At 62.2% G+C, this 24,819-nt stretch carries 21 protein-coding genes and 1 pseudogene; 7 read left to right on the top strand and 15 right to left on the bottom strand.

The annotated features are described in order from the left end of the window. Positions 1–66: 66 nt before the first annotated feature. From rpsO to ACWHRL_RS16155, 3 genes are all read left to right on the top strand, one after another. Positions 67–336, top strand: coding sequence for a 30S ribosomal protein S15 (gene rpsO, locus ACWHRL_RS16165; protein ID WP_074397689.1), 270 nt, complete (start codon positions 67–69; stop codon positions 334–336). A 218-nt stretch (positions 337–554) separates the two neighbouring features. Next, positions 555–2,717, top strand: a complete 2,163-nt coding sequence (gene pnp, locus ACWHRL_RS16160; protein WP_447530075.1) for a polyribonucleotide nucleotidyltransferase — start codon at positions 555–557, stop codon at positions 2,715–2,717. Positions 2,718–2,802: 85 nt separating this feature from the next. Further along, entirely contained in the window at positions 2,803–3,972 is a 1,170-nt protein-coding gene (locus tag ACWHRL_RS16155) for an MFS transporter (RefSeq protein ID WP_447894459.1), read from the top strand. 204 nt (positions 3,973–4,176) lie between these two features. On the opposite strand, the gene ACWHRL_RS16150 is transcribed toward ACWHRL_RS16155, so the two are convergent. From ACWHRL_RS16150 to dksA, 9 genes and pseudogenes are all read right to left on the bottom strand, one after another. Then, positions 4,177–5,355, bottom strand: coding sequence for an acetyl-CoA C-acetyltransferase (locus ACWHRL_RS16150; protein ID WP_447894458.1), 1,179 nt, complete (start codon positions 5,353–5,355; stop codon positions 4,177–4,179). A 112-nt stretch (positions 5,356–5,467) separates the two neighbouring features. Continuing rightward, positions 5,468–6,331, bottom strand: coding sequence for a pantoate--beta-alanine ligase (gene panC / locus ACWHRL_RS16145; RefSeq protein ID WP_447894457.1), 864 nt, complete (start codon positions 6,329–6,331; stop codon positions 5,468–5,470). Between the two features lie 63 nt (positions 6,332–6,394). Next, a complete protein-coding gene (folK, locus tag ACWHRL_RS16140; protein WP_447894456.1) occupies positions 6,395–6,892 on the bottom strand; it encodes a 2-amino-4-hydroxy-6-hydroxymethyldihydropteridine diphosphokinase in 498 nt (165 codons plus the stop codon). A 12-nt stretch (positions 6,893–6,904) separates the two neighbouring features. Further along, positions 6,905–8,290, bottom strand: a complete 1,386-nt coding sequence (gene pcnB / locus ACWHRL_RS16135) for a polynucleotide adenylyltransferase PcnB (protein ID WP_447894455.1) — start codon at positions 8,288–8,290, stop codon at positions 6,905–6,907. Positions 8,291–9,144: 854 nt separating this feature from the next. Continuing rightward, positions 9,145–10,536, bottom strand: a complete 1,392-nt coding sequence (locus ACWHRL_RS16130) for a sigma-54-dependent transcriptional regulator (protein ID WP_447894454.1) — start codon at positions 10,534–10,536, stop codon at positions 9,145–9,147. Then, positions 10,514–13,458 (bottom strand): annotated as a pseudogene (locus ACWHRL_RS16125) (ATP-binding protein). Before ACWHRL_RS16125 ends, ACWHRL_RS16130 begins: the two are co-directional and overlap by 23 nt. Next, complete coding sequence (locus ACWHRL_RS16120) at positions 13,448–13,624, bottom strand: hypothetical protein (RefSeq protein WP_447530068.1); 177 nt, start codon at positions 13,622–13,624, stop codon at positions 13,448–13,450. The pseudogene ACWHRL_RS16125 and the gene ACWHRL_RS16120 overlap by 11 nt, the downstream one beginning before the upstream one ends. A 1-nt stretch (position 13,625) precedes the next feature. Continuing rightward, on the bottom strand, positions 13,626–14,525 hold the full coding sequence (gene gluQRS, locus ACWHRL_RS16115; protein WP_447894453.1) for a tRNA glutamyl-Q(34) synthetase GluQRS: 900 nt from the start codon (positions 14,523–14,525) through the stop codon (positions 13,626–13,628). 92 nt (positions 14,526–14,617) lie between these two features. Then, positions 14,618–15,055 (bottom strand): RNA polymerase-binding protein DksA, encoded by a 438-nt coding sequence (gene dksA / locus ACWHRL_RS16110; RefSeq protein ID WP_447530066.1) that lies wholly within the window; start codon positions 15,053–15,055, stop codon positions 14,618–14,620. A 183-nt stretch (positions 15,056–15,238) separates the two neighbouring features. On the opposite strand from dksA, the gene ACWHRL_RS16105 reads away from it, so the two are divergent. Beyond that, on the top strand, positions 15,239–16,399 hold the full coding sequence (locus ACWHRL_RS16105; RefSeq protein ID WP_447894452.1) for an aminotransferase class I/II-fold pyridoxal phosphate-dependent enzyme: 1,161 nt from the start codon (positions 15,239–15,241) through the stop codon (positions 16,397–16,399). Beyond that, positions 16,396–17,130 carry a DNA/RNA nuclease SfsA gene (sfsA, locus tag ACWHRL_RS16100; RefSeq protein ID WP_447894451.1) on the top strand — a complete coding sequence of 245 codons (735 nt, stop codon included), beginning with the start codon at positions 16,396–16,398 and terminating at the stop codon, positions 17,128–17,130. Before ACWHRL_RS16105 ends, sfsA begins: the two co-directional genes overlap by 4 nt. A gap of 4 nt (positions 17,131–17,134) precedes the next feature. Here sfsA and metW read toward each other — a convergent pair whose 3' ends face one another. The 5 genes from metW to ACWHRL_RS16075 form a co-directional block, all read right to left on the bottom strand. Beyond that, the gene (metW, locus tag ACWHRL_RS16095) at positions 17,135–17,728 is read right to left on the bottom strand and encodes a methionine biosynthesis protein MetW (RefSeq protein ID WP_447530551.1); all 594 of its coding nucleotides are present in this window, start codon (positions 17,726–17,728) and stop codon (positions 17,135–17,137) included. Beyond that, positions 17,728–18,924: a homoserine O-succinyltransferase MetX gene (metX, locus tag ACWHRL_RS16090; RefSeq protein WP_447894450.1), complete on the bottom strand. Its 1,197-nt coding sequence runs from the start codon at positions 18,922–18,924 to the stop codon at positions 17,728–17,730. The genes metW and metX overlap by 1 nt, the downstream gene beginning before the upstream one ends. 51 nt (positions 18,925–18,975) lie before the next feature. Continuing rightward, positions 18,976–19,569, bottom strand: coding sequence for a YggT family protein (locus ACWHRL_RS16085; protein WP_447530062.1), 594 nt, complete (start codon positions 19,567–19,569; stop codon positions 18,976–18,978). A gap of 54 nt (positions 19,570–19,623) precedes the next feature. After that, complete coding sequence (proC, locus tag ACWHRL_RS16080; RefSeq protein WP_447894449.1) at positions 19,624–20,448, bottom strand: pyrroline-5-carboxylate reductase; 825 nt, start codon at positions 20,446–20,448, stop codon at positions 19,624–19,626. Between the two features lie 73 nt (positions 20,449–20,521). Next, a complete protein-coding gene (locus tag ACWHRL_RS16075) occupies positions 20,522–21,220 on the bottom strand; it encodes a YggS family pyridoxal phosphate-dependent enzyme (protein WP_447894448.1) in 699 nt (232 codons plus the stop codon). A 33-nt stretch (positions 21,221–21,253) separates the two neighbouring features. On the opposite strand from ACWHRL_RS16075, the gene ACWHRL_RS16070 reads away from it, so the two are divergent. Further along, on the top strand, positions 21,254–22,297 hold the full coding sequence (locus ACWHRL_RS16070) for a type IV pilus twitching motility protein PilT (protein ID WP_447894447.1): 1,044 nt from the start codon (positions 21,254–21,256) through the stop codon (positions 22,295–22,297). A gap of 4 nt (positions 22,298–22,301) precedes the next feature. Here ACWHRL_RS16070 and ACWHRL_RS16065 read toward each other — a convergent pair whose 3' ends face one another. Then, positions 22,302–23,453: an anhydro-N-acetylmuramic acid kinase gene (locus ACWHRL_RS16065; protein ID WP_447530058.1), complete on the bottom strand. Its 1,152-nt coding sequence runs from the start codon at positions 23,451–23,453 to the stop codon at positions 22,302–22,304. Positions 23,454–23,564: 111 nt separating this feature from the next. Between ACWHRL_RS16065 and tyrS the strand changes: the two genes are divergently transcribed. Continuing rightward, positions 23,565–24,761, top strand: a complete 1,197-nt coding sequence (gene tyrS / locus ACWHRL_RS16060; protein WP_447530057.1) for a tyrosine--tRNA ligase — start codon at positions 23,565–23,567, stop codon at positions 24,759–24,761. Positions 24,762–24,819 lie beyond the last annotated feature (58 nt).

Here is a 24,819-nt window from a genome sequence, read left to right as displayed (position 1 = left end):
TTGAGACTGCAAATATGCGTGGTCTCACCCATTCAATGTTAAGCATATTGCTGACTGGAGAGACAGATGGCACTAACCGCTGAGAAAAAGGCCGAGATCGTCAACGAATACGGCCGCGGCGAGAGCGACACCGGTTCCCCCGAAGTGCAGGTTGCCCTGCTGAGCGCCAACATCAATGGCCTGCAGGACCACTTCAAGACCAACAAGCAGGACCACCACTCGCGTCGTGGTCTGATCCGCATGGTAAACCAGCGTCGTAAGCTGCTGGACTACCTCAAGCGCAAGGATTTTGAACGCTATCAGTCGCTGATCCAGCGTTTGGGTCTGCGCCGCTAAAACGCCTTGTCGTGCCCCTTTTCATGAGGGGGCAGACAAGCCGCGAAGCGTGCAATCAAAACGGGTAGCCCCAAAGGGCTACCCGTTTTTTTATGCCCAAAACGCGCTAAAAGCGGGAGGAAGGCGGTGAATTCGGGTTTCTGGTAGCCCTTGAGCGCCACAGCGCCTAGAATAGTGGCGAGTCAAAAACGACCCCAGAAAAGACAAGTAGCTATTTTATGTTAAAGGAAGTCGCCGTGAATCCGGTAAAAAAAACGTTCCAGTACGGTCGTAGCACCGTCACCCTCGAAACCGGCCGTATCGCTCGCCAGGCCAGCGGTGCCGTGATGGTCACCATGGACGACACCGTCGTGCTCTGCACCGTGGTCGCCAAGAAAGACGTCAATCCTGGCCAGCCCTTTTTCCCGCTCTCGGTACACTACCAGGAAAAGACCTACGCGGTCGGCAAGATTCCCGGCGGCTTCTTCAAACGCGAAGGGCGCCCCACCGAGAAAGAGACGCTCACCTCGCGTCTGATCGACCGTCCGATCCGCCCGCTTTTCCCGAAAGGCTTCATGAACGAAGTACAGGTCATCTGTACCGTTCTCTCTACCGACCGTAACCACGACCCGGATATCGCCGCGATGCTGGGTACTTCGGCAGCGCTTTCGATCTCCGGCGTGCCGTTCAACGGCCCGATCGGTGCCGCGCGCGTGGGCTTCAACGAAGAGCAGGGTTACTTTCTGAACCCGACCGTCGAAGAGCTTGCGACCTCGGAGCTTAACATGGTCGTCGCCGGTACCGAAAAAGCCGTGCTGATGGTCGAGTCCGAAGCCCAGGAGCTTCTGGAAGACGAAATGCTCGGCGCGGTCCTCTTTGGCCATCAGGAAATGCAGGTGGCGGTCTCCGCTATCAACGAACTGGTCGCCGAGGCCGGCAAGCCGCGCTGGGAGTGGCAGGCTGCCGAGGAGAACGCGGCGCTTAAAACCGCCATGGCCGAAGGTTTTGAGGCTAAAGTCGGCGAAGCCTATCGCATTACCGACAAAATGCAGCGCCAGGACGCCCTGGCCGCGCTGAAAGACCAGGCGCTCGAAGAGCTGGTGGCCGTCGAAGGTGAGCCGGTCAACGACAAGTTTGCCAAAGACGACGTCAAAGGCGCCTTCGCAAGCCTCGAGAAGCGCGTCGTGCGCTCGCGGGTCGTGAAAGGCGAGCCGCGTATCGATGGCCGCGACAACACCACCGTGCGCCCGCTAGACATCGAAGTCGGCGTATTGCCCAAGACCCACGGCTCGGCGGTGTTCACGCGTGGTGAAACCCAAGCGATCGCCGTGGCGACGTTAGGTACGCTTCGCGACTCGCAGTTGATCGAGTCGCTGGAAGGCGAGCGTAAAGACCGCTTCATGCTGCACTACAACTTCCCTCCCTATTCGGTTGGCGAAGCCGGCTTCATGGGCGGGCCGAAGCGCCGTGAAATCGGCCATGGCCGTTTGGCGCGCCGTGGTGTGCAGGCCATGCTGCCCTCGGAAGACGACTTCCCCTACACCATTCGCGTGGTCTCAGAGATCACCGAGTCCAACGGCTCGAGCTCCATGGCCTCGGTCTGTGGCTCCTCGCTTGCGCTGATGGATGCGGGTGTTCCGCTGAAAGCGCCGGTGGCGGGTATCGCCATGGGCCTGGTCAAAGACCCGGAAGGTTACGCAGTGCTGACCGATATTCTGGGCGACGAAGATCACCTCGGTGACATGGACTTCAAGGTCGCCGGTTCCGTCGAAGGCGTGACCGCGCTCCAGATGGATATCAAGATCGAGGGCATCAACGAAGAGATCATGGAGACCGCGCTGCAGCAGGCCCACCATGCGCGCATCTCGATCCTCGAGCAGATGAACGCCGTCATTAATCAGAGCCGCACCGAGGTTTCTGATAATGCGCCGTCCATGGCGACGATCAAAATCGACCCGGACAAAATCCGTGACGTCATCGGTAAAGGGGGCGCTACCATTCGCAAGATTTGCGAAGACACCGGCGCTTCCATCGATCTTGACGATGACGGCACCGTGCGCATTTATGCCGAAGACAAGAAAGCCGCCAAGGCGGCCATCGACACCGTGCTGGCGATCACCGCCGAGGCGGAAATCGGCAAGCTTTACAACGGTAAGGTCGTACGTATTGCCGACTTCGGCGCATTCGTGAACATCATGCCCGGCACCGACGGTCTGGTACACATCTCGCAAATCGTCCAGGAGCGCGTCAACGACGTGCGCGACTTCTTGAACGAAGGTGACGACGTGGTCGTGAAGGTGCTCGACATCGACAACCGCAACCGCGTGAAGCTCTCCATCAAGGAGATCACCGAAGAAGAGAAAGCGGCGTTTGCCGTGCAAAGCGAAGCCACCGTCGAATAAGCGATCCGAAGGTGCTCCCTCCGCCCCCGTTGCCTTTGGCTGCGGGGGCGGCGTTGTTTGGGAGAGCGGTCGATAAGGAGAAATCATGGAGAAGGATATCGCCAGGTGGTGGGCGGTCATTGCGGTCATGTGCGGGATTTTCCTGTTGGTCACCGCCGAGCAGCTGCCGATCGGGCTGCTCTCCCAGGTAGCGGGGGAGATGGGCGTCACCGAGGGCACCGCCGGTTTGATGGTGACGGTACCCGGGGTGGTAGCGGCGTTGTCGGCGCCGCTGTTGCCGGTGGCAGTGGGCCGCATGGATCGCCGGGTGATGCTGACCGGTTTGATGATCATCATGACGCTGGGCAGCGTGCTCTCGAGCATGGCCGAAAGCTTTGTCATGCTGCTCGCCGCGCGGGTGCTGATCGGCATGAGTATCGGGGGGTTCTGGGCGGTCGCGGGCAGCATCGCGCCCAGGCTCGTGCCGGAGGAAAGCGTGGCCAAGGCGATGACGATCATCTTCGGTGGCGTCACGGCGGCCTCGGTGCTGGGCGTGCCGCTGGGTACACTCTTGGGGGATATCAGCAGCTGGCGGTGGGTGTTTGGCGGCCTGGGCGGCTTTAGTCTGCTGACCGCGGGTATGATCTGGCTTTGGTTACCCAGCCTTCCGCCCCGGGAGCCGGTGCGCCTGCGCATTCTCGCCCAGCAGGTGCTCAATCGCGGCGTGCGCGTAGCGGTACTCACCACCGGCTGCGTGGTGGTGGGCCACTTCGTCGCCTACACTTTCATCAGCCCGATTTTGCAAAACGTCAGCGGCATCGAGCAGCGCAACGTGGGAACCCTGTTGCTGCTTTACGGGGCGGCGGGCATTATCGGCAACGTGATCGCGGGCATGCGCGCGGCGCGCAATCCCTACATCGCCGTGCTCATGATTCCGGTGCTGCTGTTGGTCGTGGTGGCGAGCTTTCCTTTGCTGGGCACGAGTCCGTTCAGCGGCGTGGTGCTCTTGACGGTGTGGGGAGCGATCTTCGGCAGTATCTCGGTGAGCATTCAGACCTGGATTTTGTGCACCGCCCCCAACACCGAGGCGGCTACCGCTTTAATGGCCTTCGTGTTCAATATGGCGATTGGCTTGGGGTCGCTTTTGGGCGGGCGCGTGGTGGATGCCACGAGTCTACCGACCACCATGTGGGCTGCCGCCGGGCTTTTCCTGATGGGGGTGGTGCTGGTTGGTCGCACGCCATCACAGCTAGTCAATGGCGGCAGGATTCGGTAAACCGCTTCAAAAATCGAGCATTGGGGTCCGGAAGAGACCCTACGCGGGGGCGCTGTAAATACCTCCCTGTACGCTACTTTCGCCATCCCTGGCGAAAGACCCCCGCTACGGGTCTCTTCCGGCCACACTGGGGTGGTTGAGATATAGCTGCAATCAAAAGCCCCTGCTCGAAGGCAGGGGCTTTGTTGTTTAGAAGGCCTGAAGTTACGGCCGCTCGATGGCCAGCGCTACACCCTGACCACCGCCGATACAAAGCGTGGCAAGGCCTTTTTTGGCATCCCGGGCGATCATTTCGTGAATCAGCGAGACCAGTACGCGACAGCCCGAGGCGCCGATCGGGTGGCCCAGTGCAATGGCGCCGCCGTTGACGTTCACTTTGGAGACGTCCCAGCCCAGCTCCTTGTTGACCGACATCGCCTGGGCGGCAAAGGCTTCGTTCGCCTCGACGAGATCCAAATCCTCAAGGCTCCAGCCGGCTTTCTCAAGGCACCGCCTTGTCGCCGGGGCCGGCCCGATACCCATGATCGCCGGATCCACGCCAGCGTTGGCGTAGGCCTTGATGCGCACCAGCGGCTCGAGGCCCAGCTCTTTGGCTTTATCCGCCGAGCAGACCATCACCACGGCGGCGCCGTCGTTGAGAGAGGAAGCGTTGCCCGCGGTGACGGTGCCGTCTTTCTTGAACGCCGGCTTCATGCCACCCAGTTTTTCCGCAGTGACTTCCCGCGGGTTTTCGTCGGTATCGAACACCACCGGGTCGCCCTTGCGCTGGGGGATCTCCACCGGCACGATCTGGCTTTTGAACTTGCCTTCCTTGATGGCGTTGGAGGCGTTCTGCTGCGACTGGGCGGCGAACGCGTCCATTTGCTCGCGGGTGATGCCGTACTTCTCGGCCAGGTTCTCGGCGGTAATGCCCATGTGGAAATCGTTGAAGGCGTCCCACAGGCCGTCGTGGACCATGGTATCGATCGCTTTCCAGTCGCCCATGCGCTGGCCGTTGCGCGAGTTGGGCAGCACGTGAGGCGAGGCGGACATGTTCTCCTGGCCGCCGGCAATGATCAGGTCGGCATCGCCGCACAGGATGGCTTGCGTGGCCAAATGAACCGCTTTGAGGCCGGAGCCGCACACCTTGTTGATGGTCATGGCCGGCACCGAGTCCGGAAGACCGGCATTGATGGACGCCTGGCGAGCCGGGTTTTGGCCCACCCCCGCGGTCAGCACCTGGCCGAGCAGCACTTCGTTGACCTGATCCGGCGAGACACCGGTGGATGAGAGAATGTCCTTGATGACCAGCGAGCCGAGTTCGCTGGCGGGAATGCCCGCGAGCGAGCCGCCGAAGCTACCGACCGCGGTGCGCCGTGCGGCGACGATGACCACTTCTTGCATGACAGAACTCCCGAAATGAATAAGGCCGTAAGCCTGTGAGCGAGCGTATTGAATTCAAGCGTGTTCAATCAGCATAGGGGAAAGTCGTGCGTCGCGACAATACGCTTTTGGTTCACCCTCGTGGGTCGCGCCGTTGCAGGGTGACGGCCACATTATCGATCAGGCGCGTCGGGCCGAGCTTTGCCGCCGCTAATAGTACCGCCGCCGAGGTGGTGGGCGTTACCGGGCCAAGCGCTGCGCTTTTTAGCTCTACGTATTCCGGTGAAAAGCCCGCTGCCCCCAAGGCCGCGATCGCCTGGTCGAGCACGAGCGGGGCGGGCTCGCCGTTTTCCAGCGTCGCTTTCGCTGCTTGCAGGGCCTGGTAAAGCCTGGGCGCGGCGGCGCGTTGCTCATCACTCAAGTAGCCGTTGCGCGATGAAAGCGCCAGGCCATCCTCGGCGCGCTGGGTTGCCACGCCGATGATCTCGATGGGCATGTGCAGGTCCGCTTTGAGCTTACGGATGACCGCCAGTTGCTGGTAATCCTTCTCGCCGAACAGCGCGATGTCCGGCTGCACCAGGTTGAACAGCATCGTCACCACGGTGGCCACGCCGTCGAAGTGGCCGGGGCGGGTGGCACCGCAAAGCCCTTCGGAAACCACCGGTACCTGTACCCGCGTCTGAGCGTCCAGGCCGCCAGGGTAGAGCGCGGCGGCGGTGGGGGCGAACAGAAAATCGCAGCCGGCCTCGGCAAGCTTTGCCTGGTCCTCTTTTAGGGTGCGCGGGTAGGCGTCCAGGTCTTCACCCGGGCCAAACTGCATCGGGTTGACGAAAAGGCTTGCCACCACGATATCCGCGTGCTGGCGCGCGGTTTCCATCAGCGCCATGTGCCCGGCGTGCAGGTTGCCCATGGTGGGTACCAGCGCGATACGTTTCCCGGTTCGGCGGTCGTCGTTGAGCGTCGATCGAAGGTCGGCGATGTCGTGCAGCGTGCGCATTATGGTTGGCCTGGCAGAGATAAGACAAAAGAGGGCGTGGGCGACGTCGAGCCCCGTGGGCCGTTAACCCGGGCCGTCTTCGACCAGTCGCTGAATACCGGGGTTTTCGATGCGCTCCAGCCAGTGGCTGGCGGGTTGATCACTCAGGGTGATCGCATCATCGAGCTCGGTAAGCGGCATCAGCACGAAGGCGCGCTCGTGCATGTGCGGGTGGGGAACGCTTAAGCGGGGCTGCTCGATGCGCTGCTCGCCGAAGAGCAGGATATCAAGATCCAGGGTGCGTGGGCCCCAGTGGCGCAAACGGCGGCGGCGGTGGCGCTGCTCCAGGCCCTGGAGCTGATCCAGAAGCGCCAGCGGTGAAAGCGCAGTGTCGAGGGCGACGACGGCGTTGACGAAATCCGGCTGGTCCTGGGGGCCCACCGGGCGGCTGGCGTAAAGCGAGGAGACGCCGCTTACCCTGGTGAGCGGCAGCTCGCCAAGCTCGACTATCGCCCGGCGTACCTGGGCCAGCGGCTCTTCGATATTGCTGCCAATACCGATATAGGCAAGCGATGAGATCATGGCGCTGGCTCGCTAATCGCTTTTGCGCGTCGGCTTACGGCGCTTTTTACGCCGCCGGTCGCCCTGACTTGCCGGGTCGCCACCCACCTTTTGCAGCAGGCGGCGCTGTTCGTGCTCGTCGCCTTGCTGGAACGCTTCCCACCACTCGCCCAGCCCGCGGGGTATTTCACCGGCTTGCTCGCGCAGTAACAACAGGTCGAAAGCGGCGCGAAAGCGCGGGTGTTCGCGGCTTTGAAACGCGCGCTTGCCGCGACGCATGGGCAGGCGTGCCTGAAGCTCCCAGATCTCGCGCATTGGCATACCAAAGCGTTTGGGGATCGAGATATGCTGAAGCTGGCGCATCACTACTTCCTGGGCGGCGGTTTGCAGCGCGGGTACCGCGGGCATGCCTTCGCCTTCAAGCTCTGCCAGGCGTAGTGAAACCGGCCCCCACAAAAACGCGGCGAACAAAAACGCCGGGGTCACCGGGCGGTCGTTGGCGATGCGCTTGTCGGTATTCATTAGCGCCTGCTCGATCAGCTCCTCGACCCAAGCGGCGTCGGCCATGGCTTCCTCGGCTTCGGGGAAGAGCATGCCGAACAGCCCGTAGTGGCTCAAAAGACGGAAGGTCAAAAGCCCCTGGCCGGACATGAAGAGCTTGAGCGCTTCGTCAAACAGGCGCGCCGGCGGAATTTGCAGCAAAAGCGGCGCCAGCTCGTACATCGGCGCTTCGGTTTCCGGAGCGATCTCGAAGCCTAGCTTGGCGGCAAAGCGCACTGCGCGCAGCATACGCACCGGGTCTTCCCGATAACGGGTTGCCGGGTCGCCGATCAGTCGCAGCGTGCGCGCGTTGATATCGCCGATGCCGCCGGCGAAGTCATGAATCGAGAAGTCGGCGATGCTGTAGTAAAGCGCGTTGACGGTGAAGTCACGGCGCAGCGCGTCCTCTTCGATACTGCCCCAGACGTTATCGCGCAGAAGAAGCCCATCGTCGGACTGCTGAGCGATATGATCGCCGTGCTCGTCTTGAGGCTTGCCCCGGAAGGTCGTCACCTCGATGACTTCGCGCCCAAAGCGGACGTGAACGATACGAAAGCGCCGCCCGATCAATCGCGAGTTGCGAAACAAATCGCGCACCTGGTCCGGCGTGGCGTTGGTCGCCACGTCGAAATCCTTGGGTGTTTGGCCAAGGAGCGCATCGCGAATGCAGCCGCCGACCAGATAGGCACCAAAGCCTGCACCGTCCAATCGATAAAGTACTTTCAAGGCGGCGTCGCTGATCTGCTGACGAGAAACAGGGTGCTCGGAGCGGGGGATAACGTGAGGCGTTAAGGCCTCAGTAGGGTTTTCTTGGGAATCGAGCAGGTTTTTCAATTGCTCTCCCGAACCAGGTAAAAAACGGGTAAGTCCTCTAAACATGCGACGACATCGACTCGCAGTTAAAACGTAGGTTATTTAACAAAGGGTTTGATAAATGATAAGTCGATGAGTGTAGCCGACGCCCAACGCCTTGCAAAGCATTCAGACGAGGATTGTACAAAACGTTTAAAAAACGGCGTTCATAACGGCGTCAATGACCAAGGGCCAGATGCGGAAAGGGGAGGCCAAAACGGCCTCCCCTGTCAATTGGGTCAATCAGCATCCGTGCTGCTGTTTTTCTTCATGATGGCACATCGCCCTGAATACGCACCGCAGTCAGTAAAGCGTTGCTCACTCTGCTCCGACCGCCTCGTATTCAAAACAATAATCCAACCGCGAACTCTTCTCGCCCGGCGAATTGTTATTGGCTCCGGGGGTACATCGCAAAGCGTTTATTATTGTTGGCCGCTTTGAGGGTGTACGTCGCGTCCTTTTTCGGGTTATTGCTTTCGATTGTTTTTATGGATGCGCCTGCTATCAAGCGCGAGCAATTTGCAAGACGTCAGCCGTTTATTGTTATTGGTCGCTTATCTTGCCCTCGCCCTGTTGTTTTTGTTTTGGCGAGGTCTGTGCGGTATGACTTGTTATTGTTGTTGTTTAACCGCTACCCGATTTGTTTTTCTTACCCAGTAATACTGCACTTGGCGTGCCACTTGTTAAAAAGAAACCTTATTTCATCAACTTGTAGTATTCGAGTATTTTTTGAGCAGGTGCTGTGCACCAAGTGTTACCTTCAAAACAGCGTTTTTAAACGTCTTGTGTGTGGGAAGGTAACAACCCGAATGGGCGCTTTTTTAAATATTTTTATTGAAATCAGGATATTAGACGTTAGTCGTAGGGCGTGGTGCGTGGCATCAAGGCGTGGAGGTGTCGCCCCCCGCTCCCGGTCGTTTGGCGGTCTTTTTACGCGGAATACCCAGCCGCTGGCGCCGTTCCCAGAGGTTTTTACGGCTAATGCCCAATTTTTGTGCAAGTTCGGTTTCACTCATCTGATCCTGGTGCTCCAGCACGAAATGCTGAAAGTAATCCTCCAGCGAAAGATCCTCTTCCTCTTCGAACGGCTCTTTCGTTTCGGACGTAGCACTGGACGCCGGGCGGTGGGGTACCGGCCCCAGCCCCAGGTCGTCAGGGTGGATCAGGTGGCCCTCGGCGAGAATCACGCCGCGCTCGAGCGCGTTTTCGAGCTCGCGCACGTTGCCAGGCCAGGGGTAGTCCTGCACATCCTGACGCGCGGCGCGCGAAAGGCGAAGACCTGGCCGGTCGTGGCGCTGGCAGGCTTTCTCTAGCAGGATGTCGGCGATTTTCAAAACGTCCTCGTCACGCTCGCGAAGCGGCGGCAGGGCGATCTGCATGACGTTGAGGCGATAATAAAGATCCAAGCGGAACTCACCGCTTTTGGAAAGCGCGCGCAGGTCCCGGTGGGTCGCGGTGATCAGGCGGACGTTCACGTGACGGGTTTCCACGGAGCCGATCTTGCGGATTTCGCCTTCTTGCAGCACGCGCAGAAGCCTTGCCTGGGCATCCAGCGGAAGCTCGCCGATCTCGTCGAGAAACAGCGTACCGCCGTCGGCGGCTTCTACCAGCCCGGTGCGAGCGGCGCTTGCGCCGGTGAAGGCGCCTTTTTCGTGGCCGAAAAGTTCGGACTCGATCAGCGTTTCCGGGATCGCCGCGCAGTTAACGCAAATAAGCGGGGCCGCCGCGCGCTTGCTCTGCTGATGAAGCGCCCGCGCCACCAGCTCCTTGCCGGTGCCGGACTCGCCCTGGATCAGCACGCTGACATCCGCCGGAGCGGTTTTACGAATCCGGGTGTACACCTGCTGCATAGCGGCGCAGTCGCCGATCATGATTTGGCGGGTGCCGCCTTCGTCGGTAATCGCCGGGGCGCTGCCGGCCGCCATAGCGCGCTTGTGCAAAATGCCCTCGACGGTTTCCAGCAGCTCGTCGTGATCGAAGGGTTTGGCGACGTAGTCCACCGCGCCCAGCTTCAATGCCTCGATCGCCGAGCGCATGCTGGCGTAGCTGGTCATGACCAGCACCGGCGCCGGGGCGGCGGCTTCGATCAGCGCGGTGCCCGGCTCGCCCGGCAGGCGCAGGTCACTGATGATGAGATCGAACTCGGCAAGCGCGAGCGTTGCCGTCTCCTCGACGCTGGCCGCCTCGACGACTTCGTAGTGGCTGCGCTCGAGCAGTCGCTTGAGGGCGCTGCGAATAATCGCTTCATCTTCAACAATCAGTATCCTGGCCATTTAGGGTCGATCATCCTGTTGGTAAAGCGGCAGCCAAAGCGTAATGGCGGTGCCGCACGACTGTCCGCTCGGAGGCGAGGTGCACTCGATTCGGCCCTGGTGCTCGTTGATAATCTGGTACGCCACCGATAGCCCAAGCCCGGTGCCTTCTCCCGGCGCCTTGGTGGTGGTGAAGGGCTCGAACAAGTGATCCTTTACGCTTTCCGCGATACCTTCGCCGTTATCCGTAACGCGCCACCAGGCCTGCCCGGCCTGCTCGCCGGCCTCGATCGAAACCTCGCCTGGCCCTTGGCAGGCATCGCGCGCGTTGCCCAGCAGGTTCACCATCACCTGGGTCAAACGCTGGGCGTCGCCCTGAACGGTGAGGTGTGCTGGGCAGGCGTTATCAAAGCTAACATCCTCGCCCGACCGGGCCAGGTGGATCAAGTGTAGCGCGTCGTCGCTGATATGGCGGAGCACGACGCACTCTGCCGGGGGCGGCAATGACTGGCGCCCGCCGTGGGCAAAGCCCACCAGCGAGTTGACGATTTTAGTCACCCGCTGGGTCAGTTCCTGGATATGATCGGCGGTTTCCAGTAATGCCGGGTCGCTGGTATCGAAACGCAGGTTTTGGGCAAGCGATGAAATCCCCGTAATCGGGTTGCCGATCTCGTGGGCGACCCCGGCGGCCAGCTGGCCGATCGAGGCCAGGCGCGCGGCGTGCACCAGCTCCTCTTCGAGCCATTTCATTTCGCTGTGGTCCTCGACCAGGATCACGCTACCGCCACGGCTATCGAGCCCGCTCAGCGCGGCCTGGTGCAGGGTCAGAAAGTAGTCCCTGCCGTGTAGGCACACCGGTTGCTTGTAAAGCGGGCCGCTTGGCGCGTGCTGCGCGCTTTTTAATAGCTCGGGCCAGGGCGCGGGGAGGCTGTCGCGGTGCGCGCCGATCACACTCTCGCCGCTGATGCCGGATAGCTCGGAAAGCGCCTGGTTCCACATGGTCAGCTCGTCGTCATCGCCCAGTACGCAAAGCCCGACCGGAAGGTAGGCCAGGGTTTGGCGGTGGTGGCGGCGCAGCCCGTCGAGCTCCCGGGCAAGGCCGGTGAGCCGTGAGCGGTAGGCTTCAAGGCGGCTTTCCACGAAGTGGATATCGTCGGTCACCGGTGCGTCATCGTGGCGATAGGGCAGGTAGCGGTCGACGATATCGCGGGCAACAGAGGGGCCCATTAGCCCGGAAAGGTTTGCCTGGAGTCGGTCGCGCAGCCGGCGCAGCGCGTAGGGCCGGCGCTCCTCGGGGCCCAGGTTGAGCGCTTTCATTGCCCGGGCCACTTCGCGTTCGGCGGCCTCGTCGCCCAGCGCCTGGGCCAAGTGGGTGTGAAAATCCGCCGGAGTGGCGGCTTCCAGCGGCAGGCGCTTGGAGCGGATCACCGCATCGACCGAGCACGCCTCCGCGGCGCTCTGTTCGCCTTCCGAGGTGTGGGTGAAAAGCGAGATGACGATCAACAGCACGATATTGACCGCAAGCGATATCAGCGTGGTGGTGTACCAGTCCGGGGCCCCCGGCGGCATCATGTCGATGAACGGAAGGCCGGGCAGCGAGGTGGAGAGCAAAAGCGGCAGCCAAAGCCCCCAAAGCCATATCAGCGCGCCGCCGATAAGACCGGCCACCATGCCGTTACGGTTGGCGCCGGGCCAGTAAAGAAGCGCGAGCATTCCGGGTAAGCACTGGGCAATACCCACAAAGGCGGCGAGCCCCAGGTCTGTGAGGGTGTGGTGGCGGCTGATGCCCTCGGCAAACAACCAGCCGCTGGCCACGACGCCCACGACCAGCGCGCGGCGTAGCCATAAAAGCCAACCGTAAAGATTGCTGCGCGCCTCCGGCGGGCGGGCGATCAGCACCACGTGGTTGAGCACCATGCCCGATAGCGCAATGGCCATCACTGCCATGGTGCCGCTGGCCGCGGCCAGGCCCGCCAAAAAGGCCAGCGCCCCGACCCACCAATGGGTGGAGAGCTGATAGGCGGCGTAGGCGGTCAAGGAAAGATCGCCCCCCAGCGACTGCGCCGCCCACCAGATCAGCGGGATAGGAAGCGCCATCAGCAGCAAGAACAGCGGCAGCGTCCAGCTCGCCTGTAAAAGCGTATGCCGTGAGAGATTCTCGGCAAAGGTGATTTGAAAAAGATGCGGCATCATGAAAGCGGCCGCGAAAAACAGCAACAGCAGCGTACGCCACTGGGCGGGGTCCAGCCTGGGCGTGGCCGCCTGGGCAACGAGCCCGGGGCCGTCTAGCCATTGCTGCAAATCCTGGGGGCCGCTGAACACCCACCAAAGGGCGATGGCGCCGAGCGCAAGCATCGCCAGCAGTTTGATGAGCGCCTCGAGGGCGAGCATGCTCAAAAGCGTGTCGTGGCGGTGCTGGTGGCGGTGACGGGCGCCGCAAAGAATGGCGCCCAGCGCGATGATGGCGCAGAAAAGCAGCGTTGCGACGTCGCTGTAGCGGCTATGGGTCAGGTGAAAGACCGCATCGCTCAGGGTTTTGACCTGAATGCCCAAAAGCGGCAGTACCGCCAAAAGACTTAACAGGGTGACTAGGGTGCCCACCCAGCGCGAGCGAAAGCGAAACGCGAACAAGTCGGCAAGCGAAGAGAGCTGGTAGGTGCGGGTGATGCGCTGAATGGGCACCAGCAGCACCGGGGCGAGCAAAAACGCCCCGGCCGCGCCCAGGTAATAAGCCAGGTAGCCAAAGCCCGCCTCGGCGGCAAGCTCGAGGCTGCCGTACACCGCCCAGGCGCTGGCATAGATGCAAAGCGCCAGCGTGTAGACCAGTGGGTGGCGAGTCAGGCGTACCGGAATGAGCCCCCGCTCGACCGCCACGCCGACGCCCAGCAGTAGGCCAAAATAGCCAAGCCCCAGGGTGATGACGCCGACTAGTTCAACGCTCATCCAGCTTCCTTTTTTGCTCGAGCCAGAGGGTCAGCGCGATCAGCCCGCCCCAGATCAAAAAAGGGCGGTACCACACCGTCCCCGGCTCGCTCCAGCCGCCCATCAACACCGGCGAAAGCAGGTAACCGCCGAACACCAGAAAAAGCAAAATACGGTAGACGTACATATCAGCCCTCTTCCGGCATGGGCCGCTCGACGTTGGGCACCAGCCGCGCCGGCTGCCAGTGGGCGATGGCCCAGGTAAGCTGCTGATCGGGCGGGGCGCTTTGAAGCGCGCTCGTCGGGGCCTGGTCCAGCGCAACCAGTGCCTGGTAAAGCTGGCGGCGAACGGCATCGGGTTCATCCGCTAGCGCCGGGGCCAGATTCTGTTTGGAGAGTTTTTGTCCCGCTGCGCTCATCACCAGCGGTAGGTGCAGGTAGCGCGGGGCCGGGTAGCCAAGCGCGGTTTGCAGTTGGCCCTGCCAGGGGGTGTTGTCGAGTAGGTCGTGGCCGCGCACGATATCGGTCATACCCTGTTCGAAGTCGTCCACCACCACGGCGAGCTGGTACGCCCAAAGGTGATCCTTGCGCTTCAATACGATGTCGCCAAGTGCGGCCGGGTCGAAACACTGCTCACCGAATAAGCGGTCGTGCCAGCGAACGGGGCGCTTGGCGATATCGCTGCGCAGCCGCCAGGCAACGGGCTTGTCCGGGTCGCTCACGCCCTGGCGGCACCAGCCGGGGTAGACCGAGTAGTCTTGCCACTGCTTGCGCGAACAGCTGCAGGGGTAGGCAAGCCCTTGCCCGGCGAGGTTATCCAGAGCGTGCTGGTAGCGCGCGAGCCGGCTACTTTGCCAGACGACGTCGCCGTCCCAGTGAAGCCCAAAGGCTTCGAGCTGGCGCAAGATGGTGGTGTCGGCGCCTTGTGGGCAGCGCGGGGGGTCGAGGTCTTCGATCCGCACGTGCCACTCGCCCTTTTGGGCGCGGGCGTCCAGGTAGCTGCCGAGAGCGGCCACTAGCGAGCCAAAATGCAGCGGACCGGAAGGCGTGGGCGCAAAGCGGCCCCGATAGCGAACGGTGTTGGTCATAAAGCCCATCATGAGCCAGGTGGAAACGCTCGGCAAGGCACAAAAACGGGCACTCGCGGTGCCCGATTAGAGGTGGTAGAGCCCCTGCGTGATTATCCGCCCAGCTGTTTTTCTTTCAGCTCGGCCAGGGTCTTGCAGTCCACGCAGAGCGTGGCGGTGGGGCGCGCTTCTAAACGACGAATACCGATTTCGACGCCGCACGCTTCGCAGAAGCCATAGTCGTCTTCATCGATGTTCTCGATGGTTTCGTTGATCTTCTTTAAAAGCTTGCGCTCGCGGTCCCGGGTACGCAGTTCCAGGCTGAAGCCCTCTTCCTGGGTCGCCCGGTCGGCGGGGTCGGCGTAGTTATTGGCGTCTTCTTGAAGGTGGCGCACGGTGCGGTCCACCTCTTCCATGAGGTCCTGCTTCCAATTGAGAAGTAGCTGGCGAAAGTGCGCAAGCTGCTTGGCGTTCATGTACTCTTCACCCGGTGCCGGCTCGTACGGGGTGAAGGATGTGGACGCTTCCGGTTTCTGTTCCGCTACTGGCATGGGAGTGCCCCTTACTCAAGTGACTGCTGATCAACCGTGACAACGCCACGATTTCACGTCAAAGGGATGCTTGTTTAGCGGAAAATTGGCCGCTATGCAAGTATTATAGGGCGTCTAAGACGTTAGTCTAATTGCCGCCCGGGGCCGAATAAAATCAAACGATCGAACGAACAAGGAGTTTGAATGGGTTGGAATCCACGCCTTGACCAGGTGGCCCCTTTTCGCGTGATGCACCTGTTGGAAATGGCCCAGGCGCGCGAAGCCCAGGGCTTTGACGTCATTCATTTGGAGGTGGGCGAGCCGGACTTCGCAACGCCGGCGCCGATTATCGCCGCCGGCCAACGAGCGCTCGCCGATGGCAAGACCCGCTACACGCCAGCGGCGGGCCTTCCCGCGCTGCGTGAGGCGATCAGCGGCCACTACTTCGATCACTTTGGCGCCGAGGTCGACCCCGCGCGCATTATCGTCACCCCCGGCGCCTCCGGGGCGCTTTTGCTGGCAAGCCAATTACTGGTAAGCGAAGGCGACCGGGTGCTGATGGCCGACCCCAACTACCCCTGCAATCGCCACTTCATGGCACTGGCCGGCGCCGAGGTAGACGCGGTGCCGGTGGGGCGTGAAACCGGCTGGCAGCTCGACGTCACTTTGGTCGAGAAGCACTGGCAGCCGGCCACGCGCCTTGCCATGCTCGCCTCCCCCTCCAACCCGACCGGCCATACCTTGAGCCGCGCCGGGCTTGCCGGCGTAGGCGAGGCGGTGGCGGCCCGGGGCGGCGAGCTGCTGGTCGATGAAATCTACCAGGGACTCAATTTCGACGACGCGCCGCTTTCCGCCACCGCGCTCTCGAAGGAGGCCTTCGTGGTCAACAGCTTCTCGAAGTACTTCGGCATGACCGGCTGGCGCCTGGGCTGGCTGGTGGCGCCGGAGCGCGCGGTGGAACCCTTGACGCGACTTGCCCAGAACGTTTTTCTCGCCGCGGCCACGCCGTCCCAGCACGCGGCACTGGCCGCCTTCACGCCGGAGTGCCTTGCAGAGCTCGAAAGCCGCCGGGTGATCCTGAAAGAGCGCCGCCAGGTGCTGCTCGATGGCCTTTTCGATCTTGGCCTGGCGCCGGACGTTGCGCCCCAGGGGGCGTTCTACGTCTGGCTGGATATCTCGCGCTACAGCCGTGACAGCCAGGCGTTTTGCGAGCGGCTGCTGGTCGAAGAGAACGTAGCGATCACGCCAGGCGTCGATTTCGCGGTACACGGTGGCGCGCATTTCGTGCGCATCGCCTTCACCAGTGACGTGGCCCGCCTGCAGGAAGCACTGGTGCGCCTGGCGCGCTTTGTCAGCCGGCTATGATCACCTACGAAAGCGCCCTGGTGCCGGGCATACTGCTGCGCCGCTACAAACGCTTTTTGGCCGATGTGCGCCTCGATGACGGCCGCGAGGTCACCGCGCACTGCCCCAATACCGGCTCGATGAAAAGCGTCAATGTGCCGGGGTGTCGGGTGTGGCTCTCCCAAAGCGACAACCCCAAACGCAAGCTCGCCTGGACCTGGGAGCTGATCGAGCTGCCCGGCCTGGCTGGTCAGGTGGAGCTCGCCTCCATTCATACCGGGCGCGCCAACCGCATCGTCGAAACGGCCCTTGCGGCGGGCAAGCTCGAAGCGCTGGCCGGCTATGCCAGGCTTCGCCGCGAGGTCACGGTGGAAGGGTCGCGGCTCGACTTTCTGCTCGAGGATGACGAAAGCCAGCGCCGCGCCTATATCGAGGTCAAGCAGGTCACGCTGATGGAAGACGATGGCCACGGCTACTTCCCCGCCTCAGTCAGCACGCGGGGTCTCAAGCACCTGCAGGCGCTCGAGACGTTGGCGCGCCAGGGCGAGCGGGCGGTGCTGGTATTCTGCGGCGCCCGCGAGGGCATTTTCGATGTGGGCCCGGCCGCCCACATCGACCCGGCGTACGCCGCGGGCCTTGAAGCCGCGGTGGCCCAGGGGGTGGAAGTGCTGGCCTACGGTATCGGGGTGGGCTGGGAGGCGGGCGCGCCGATCAGTATCGGCATCGAGCGCGCCCTGACGGTCCGCCTTTGAGCGACTAGCGGCGGCGCACGCGAAAAATCGCGATTTCGCCGAACAGGTTGGGCCACCAGCGCGAGGTCCAATGGCCGCGATGTTCGCCCACGCCCACGGCACGGTCGACGATCACCAACCCCTTCTCGCGGCAGAGCTGCTCGAAGTCGTTGAAAGTGGAAAGATGGATGTTGGGCGTGTCGTACCAGGCGTGGGGCAACGACTTGGACACCGGCATGTAGCCGCGCAGGCCCAGGTACACCCGGTGGCGCCAGTAGGCGAAGTTGGGGAAGGTGATGATGCCCTCGTCCGCTACTCGCAGCATCTCGTCGAGCATCTTGTCCGGGCGGCGCAGCGCCTGTAGCGCCTGGGTCATGATCACCTGGTCGTAGCGTTGATCGCCGAAGTTGCCGAGCCCATCGTCCAGGTTGTGTTCGATGACCGAGACCCCGCGCGCCACGCACTGGGTAATGCCCGCCGGGTCGATCTCCAAACCGTAGCCGGTGACGTTTTTCTGCTGGGAGAGGCGCTCCAAAAGGGCGCCGTCGCCGCAGGCAAGGTCCAGCACGTGGGCGCCTTCGGGCACCCAGTCAAAAATCAGCTCGAGGTCGGTGCGCATCATGTCGGGCTCTCCCCGCGGGTGTCTGAAAGACCAAGGCTTTGCGCCGAGCGCTCCATGAAGGCGCTAAACAGCGCCTCGTAGCGCGGCTCCGGCAGCAGGAAGGCATCGTGGCCGTGGGGGGATTCGATATTGGCGTAGCTGACCGGTTTGCCCGCCCGAATCAACGCATCGACCAGCTCTCGGGAGCGTGAAGGCGGAAAGCGCCAGTCCGTGGTGAAACTTACGATGAGAAACGGACACTGGGCCGGGGCGAGCGCAGAGGCGAGGTCGCCACCGTGCAGTGCCGACGGGTCGAAGTAATCCAGCGCCTTGGTCATCAAGAGATAGGTATTGGCATCGAAGGCGGTGGAGAAAGCGTCGCCCTGGTAGCGAAGGTAGGACTCTACCTGGAACTCCACGTCGAAGCCGAAGTTCAGGTCGTCGGTTCGCAGGTCGCGACCGAACTTGCTACCCATGGCGTCTTCCGACAGATACGTGATATGGCCCACCATGCGCGCGAGCTTCAAACCGCGCTTGGGCACCGTATTCTGTTCGGCGTACCAGCCTTCATGAAATTCCGGATCGGAGCGGATCGCCTGGCGGGCGACCTCGTTGAAGGCGATGTTCTGCGCCGAAAGGCGCGGGGTCGCCGCAATCACCACCGCATTGGCGACCCGTTCGGGGTGCGTGATCGTCCACTGCAGCACCTGCATACCGCCCAGGCTTCCGCCCACGGCCGCCGCCCAGCGTTCGATGCCCAAATGGTCGGCCAGCCGCGCCTGACTGGCCACCCAGTCGATGACCGTGATCACGGGAAAATCCGGCCCCCACTGGCGGCCGGTGGCCGGGTTGTGGCTTACCGGCCCGGTGCTGCCGTGACAGCCGCCCAGGTTATTCAGCGAGACGACGAAGAAGCGGTCGGTGTCGATCGATTTGCCCGAGCCGATATGAGCGTCCCACCAGCCGGGCTTGGTGTCGTCGGGATGGTGATACCCCGCCGCGTGGTGGTGGCCCGACAGCGCATGGCAGATCAGCACGGCGTTGCTGCGCTCGGCGTTGAGCGTGCCGTAGGTCTCATAAATCAGCTCGTATTCGGGCAGCACCTTGCCACAGGCAAGCGCCAAGGGGGTGTCGAAACGAGCAACGTGGGGCGTAACCGTCCCGACGGAGTCCGCCGGGTGGTCAGGTGTTGGCCGCGTGTCTGAATCAGGCATTGAAAACGGTAATCCTGCTAAAAAGTCGATAACAGCGCGCGTGACGCGCGCTTAAAGCCCGACCAGCGCGCCCGGCGCACCCGCCTGGCGAATCAGCGAGCCCACGACCAACGCGTCGATCAGGTTGATGGCGATAAACACCACGATCGGGGAAAGGTCGATCATGCCAAGCGGCGGAATCACTTTACGCACCGGCGCCATGATCGGCTCGACCAGTTGCATGACCAGCAGTGCGCCTGGGTGGCTTGCGTTGGGGGCGACCCAGCTCAGAATGATCATTACGATCAGGGCGAAGAAGTAGATCTTCAAAATGGCGTTGGCGAGCGCGGCGACCCCGGCGATCACCAGTTGCACCACCGGCGGCATGCCGAAGCCGATGAGCATCAAAAGGGCGATGATGCTGACCACCTTGAGCACGAAGGCCGCCGCCAGGGTGGCAAGGTCAAAGCGCCCGGCGACCGGGCCTAGAAAGCTCTGGAACGGCCCGACCACGGGTTGGGTAATTTTGACCACCGACTGGCTCAGCGGGTTGTAGTAATCCGCGCGTGAGGCCTGCAGCAAAAAACGCAGCATTAGTATGAATAAATAGATGTTGATGAGGGTGTTGACTAGCGTTAACCCGGCGCTACCCATTTGGCTGCCCATTGCTTGCGTCTCCGTTGCGTTAAATCGTGCTGAATGTTGGGGTGAGCGTTTGGCTCAGTGGCCGCGCAGCTCTTTGGCCATTTCGCTGGCGCGCTCGGCGCAGGCCTGCATGGCGCTCGCCATCGTGTCACGAAGTCCAGCGGACTCCAGGTGCTCGATCGCTCGCTCGGTGGTGCCGCCAGGTGACATGACATTGCGCTTGAGTGTGGCCGGGTCGTGTTCGCTTTGCTGGGCCATGGTCGCCGCGCCAAGTGCTGCTTGAATCGCCAGTCGCCGCGCGGTCGCCGCAGGCAGGCCCTGGGCGACGCCCGCCTCTTCCATCGCCTCGAACATTAAAAAGAAGTACGCCGGCGCACTGCCGGAAACGGCGGTCACCGCATCGAGCAGCGCTTCGTCCTCGACCCACTCGACGATCCCGACCGCTTTCATCAGCTCGCCCGCCAACGTGCGCTGGGCATCGGACACGCCGCGGTTGGCGTAAAGGCCGCTGGCGCCAACACCCACCAGCGAAGGCGTATTGGGCATGCAGCGCACAAGGGCGGTGTTGCCGCCCAGCCACGCATCGATTGTAGCGGCTTCGAGGCCAGCGGCAATCGAAATGACCAGCGGCGCTTGCGCCCGAAGGGTGTCGGCAAGCTCGGCGCAAACGTTTTGCATGATTTGCGGTTTGACCGCCAGAATCACCACGTCCGCATTTTGGATCGCCTGACCGTTGTCGGTATGGGTGTGGATGCCCATTTTATCGCGAAGCGGGGTTAGCTCCTGCTCGGTAGGGGCGGTGGCGGTAATGTGCGTGGCGCTGACGCCGCTTTCGATGAGCCCGCCGATAATCGCCTTGGCCATGTTGCCCGCGCCGATGAAGGTAATGTTGTTCGCCATGGGAAATCCCTTGTTAAAAATGTACCGCCAGTGGCGGAGTCGTCGGTTGAGCGCGTGCCGGGCGCCGGGCGTGCTAATCCCGGGCGCCGAAAATCGCGCTGCCCAGGCGCACCAGGGTCGCGCCTTCCTGCACTGCCGCCTCGAGATCGTCGCTCATCCCAATCGAGAGCGTATCCAGCGGTGCGTCGGGGAGCGCTGTTTGCAGCTCGGCGAGCAGCGCAGCCAGGGCGGCAAAGGGTGCGCGCTGGTGCTCGATGTTCTCCGCCGGGGCGGGGATCGCCATTAGCCCGCGCAGGGCAAGCCCGGGCAGCGCAACGATCTCCTCGGCCAGGGGCCGCACCATCTCCGGCGCAAGCCCTGATTTGCTCGCTTCACCGCTGATGTTCACCTGCAGGCAGACATTGAGCGGGGGCAGGTGCGCGGGGCGGTAATCGCTCAAGCGCTTGGCGATCTTGATGCGCTCCACGCTGTGCATCCAGGCGAAGTGTTCCGCCACCGCGCGGGCCTTATTGGACTGAAGCGGGCCGATGAAATGCCACTCGATATCGTCCAGATCACTTAGCTCGCGCTGCTTGTCCAGCGCCTCCTGCAGGTAGTTTTCGCCAAAGGCGCGCTGACCAAGCTGCCACGCCTGGCGAATCGTCGCGGCCGGCTTGGTCTTGCTGACGGCCAGCAGGCGGGCGCTATCTGCGGGGCGGGCCGCGGCGTCAAGCGCGTGCTCTAAACGCATGCGGGCCTTGGCAAGGGATTCGGAAAGCGCGATCTCTGTCATACTGAATTACCTTAACACCGCCAGGGAAGAGAGATGGATATTACCGAACTGCTGGCATTCTCGGCAAAGCAGAATGCCTCGGACCTGCATCTGAGCGCCGGTTTGCCGCCGATGATTCGTGTCGATGGCGATATTCATCGCCTCAACGTGCCCGCCATGGGCCACGAAGAGGTCATCGCGCTCGTCCACGCCATCATGAACGAGCGCCAGCGCCAGGAGTATGCCGAGCACCTGGAAATCGACTTTTCCTACTCGCTGCCCGATGTCGCCCGCTTTCGTGTCAATGCTTTTACTCAGGCCCGGGGCGCCGGGGCGGTGTTTCGTACCATCCCAGGCGAGGTGCTCTCCATGAAAGCATTGGGCCTGGGTGACGTGTTCGAGCGTTTGGCGATGCTTCCCAGGGGGCTCGTACTGGTCACTGGCCCGACCGGCTCGGGCAAGAGCACGACGCTCGCCGCACTGATCGACTACATCAATCAGTACCGCTTCGAGCATATTCTTACCATCGAGGACCCGGTGGAGTTCGTGCACGACAGCAAGCGCTGTTTGATCAATCAGCGCGAAGTGCACCGCGACACTCATAGCTTCGCCAACGCGTTGAGAAGCGCGCTACGCGAGGACCCGGACGTCATCATGGTGGGGGAGCTTCGCGATCTCGAGACCATTCGCCTGGCGCTGACCGCCGCGGAAACCGGCCACCTGGTGTTTGCCACGCTGCATACCACCTCGGCGGCGAAAACCATCGACCGTATCATCGACGTTTTTCCCGGCGAAGAGAAATCCATGGTCCGCTCGATGCTGTCCGAATCGCTGCAAGCGGTGGTCGCGCAGACGCTGCTCAAACGCGAAGGCGGCGGGCGCGTGGCCGCTCACGAGATCCTGATTGCCACCTCGGCGGTGCGTAATCTCATCCGCGAGGACAAGGTGGCGCAGATCTATTCGGCGATGCAGACCGGGGTGAACCTGGGCATGCAAACCCTCAACGCCTCGCTTTTGAAGCTGGTCAACGAGGGCGCGGTGAGCTTCGATGAAGCCCAGTCCCGCGCTCAAGGCGCACTTACGCCCCCTCGGGAGTAAGCTTTCAGGGGGCGTACACGCCGCCCAACACCCGCGGGCCCCGGGCGCCGGTGACCGAGGCCAGGTTGCCAGGCAGGCCTTCCAAACGCTGGTGGGCCAGCCATCCAAAGGCGCCGGCTTCGATCCAGTCCTCCGGCCAGCCATGGGCGGCGGGCGAGGTCAGCACTGCGTTGGGCAGGTGGTGGGTAAGCCTTGCCATCAGGTGTGCGTTATGCGCGCCGCCGCCGCCGGTAATCAGGGTAAGCGGCTCGGCCGACGGTAAAAGCTTATCGATCGCCCCGGCAACGCTTACGGCGGTGAGCTCGGCAAGCGTTGCCTGTACATCCGCCGCGTCCTCCTCGCCGGTTAGCTTTTTAAGTAACCACTCGGTATGAAACAGCTCCCGCCCGGTGCTGCGCGGCGGGGTTAGCGCGAAAAAGGGCTCATCGAGCAACCGCGCCAACAGTGCCGGGTCGATTTGGCCGCTTTTCGCCCAACCGCCGTCTTTATCGAAGCGCGCGGTTGGGTGTTGGGCGTGGCGGGTAAACCAGGCGTCCATCAGTACGTTGGCAGGGCCGGTGTCGAAGCCTAAAACGGGCTTTTCTGGTGCGGCGGGCAGCCAGGTGACGTTGGCGATGCCGCCCAGGTTGAGAACGAGCTGCTCTTCTCCTGCCTTTTGAAAAAGCGCTTGGTGAAACGCCGGCGCAAGCGGCGCCGCCTGGCCGCCCGCGGCCAAATCGCGTCGGCGAAAATCTGCCACCACGGCCATGCCGGTCAGTTCCGCCAAAAGGCTTGGGTTGTCCAACTGGTGTGTATAAGCCGGCCCCCCTGCATGGCCTTCGGGGGCATGCTCGATGGTTTGGCCGTGGCTGCCGATGGCGCGAATCTCGCCAGGCGTTCGGCCCGTCTTTTCCAGCAGCGCCTTTACGGCCCTGGCCTGCAGCGCACAAAACTGCGCCTCGGCGGCGGCGAGCTCGGAAAAGCGGGTGTGCTCGGCGTGGCACAGTGTTAAAAGTGCCTGACGCAGCGTTTCGGGCATCGGCTCGGCGTGCGTATCCAGCAGTTTGGGGGCGCCGGAAGGCGACATGGCGACCAGGGCAGCGTCGATACCGTCGAGGCTGGTACCGGACATCAGCCCTATATAGAGCGGTGTATCGGGTGCGAGAGACGTCGTCATTAGCGTTTCCAAAGCGGTGAAGGCTCAACCGTGGCCGATTGGCATGGTAACATTGCCGGTTGTTTATCATCTGTTGCCCCTACCGGGCAAAGCTTAAAGTGGAGAGAGGCAATGAGTGAGGTGGATCAGGCGCTAGCGCTACTGTCGCGAGGTACGCACGAAATCCTGATAGAGGACGAGCTCAGGAAAAAGCTCGAATCAGGGCGCACGCTGCGTATCAAGGCGGGTTTCGACCCCACCGCGCCGGATTTGCACCTGGGCCACAGCGTGCTGCTCACCAAGATGCGTCAGTTCCAGGACCTGGGCCACACGGTCATTTTCCTGATCGGCGACTTCACCGGGCGCATCGGCGACCCGACGGGCAAGAACGTCACCCGTAAGCCGCTCACCGAGGAAGACGTCAAGGCCAATGCCGAGACCTATAAAGAGCAGGTCTTCAAGATTCTCGATCCCGAAAAGACCGAGGTGCGCTTCAACGCCGAGTGGTTCGGCGAGATGAGTGCGGCGAAGCTGATCGAGCTGGCCGCGCAAAGCACCGTGGCGCGTATGCTCGAGCGCGATGATTTCGAGAAGCGCTACAAGGCCAATCAGTCCATCGCGATTCACGAATTCCTCTACCCGCTGGTGCAGGGCTACGACTCCGTGGCGCTGGAAGCCGACGTGGAGCTTGGCGGCACCGACCAGAAGTTCAACCTGTTGATGGGCCGCGAGATTCAAAAACACTTCGGCCAAGAGTCCCAGGTGGTCATCACCATGCCGCTGCTCGAAGGCCTCGACGGCGTGCAGAAGATGTCCAAGTCACTGGGCAACTACGTCGGCGTCGATGAGTCGCCAGGCTCGATGTTCAACAAGCTGGTCTCGATGCCGGATAGTTTGATGTGGCGCTACTTCGAGCTCTTGTCGCTCAAATCCAACGAAGAGCTGGACGCTATCAAGCAAAGTGTCGAGCAGGGCGCCAACCCGCGCGATATTAAAATGGAGCTGGCCCGCGAGTTGATCGCCCGCTACCACGGTGAGGAAGCCGCGGCCAACGCCCACAAGTCCGCCGGTAACCAATTGGCCGATGGCGAGCTGCCCGAGGACCTGCCGGAAGTAGAGGTCGACTTCGAGGGTGGCGAAGCGCCGATCGCCAGCGTGCTCACCCGCGCGGGGCTGACCAAAAACAGCGCCCAGGCCAAGGACATGCTCAAAAACGGCAGCGTTAAAGTCGATGGCGAGGCAGTTGCGCCAAGCACCATGTTATCCACGGGCAAGGCCTACGTTATCCAGGCGGGCAAGAAGCGTTACGCGCGTGTGACGCTAAAGTGATCGTTTTTTGAAAAACCCCTTGCACTCCCGGCAGCGAATCCGTAAAGTACGCATCCGC

Source organism: Vreelandella sp. GE22, assembly GCF_968212445.1.
The sequence above is the reverse complement of the archived record's forward strand: the minus strand, read 5'-3'. Positions and strand labels throughout refer to the sequence as shown.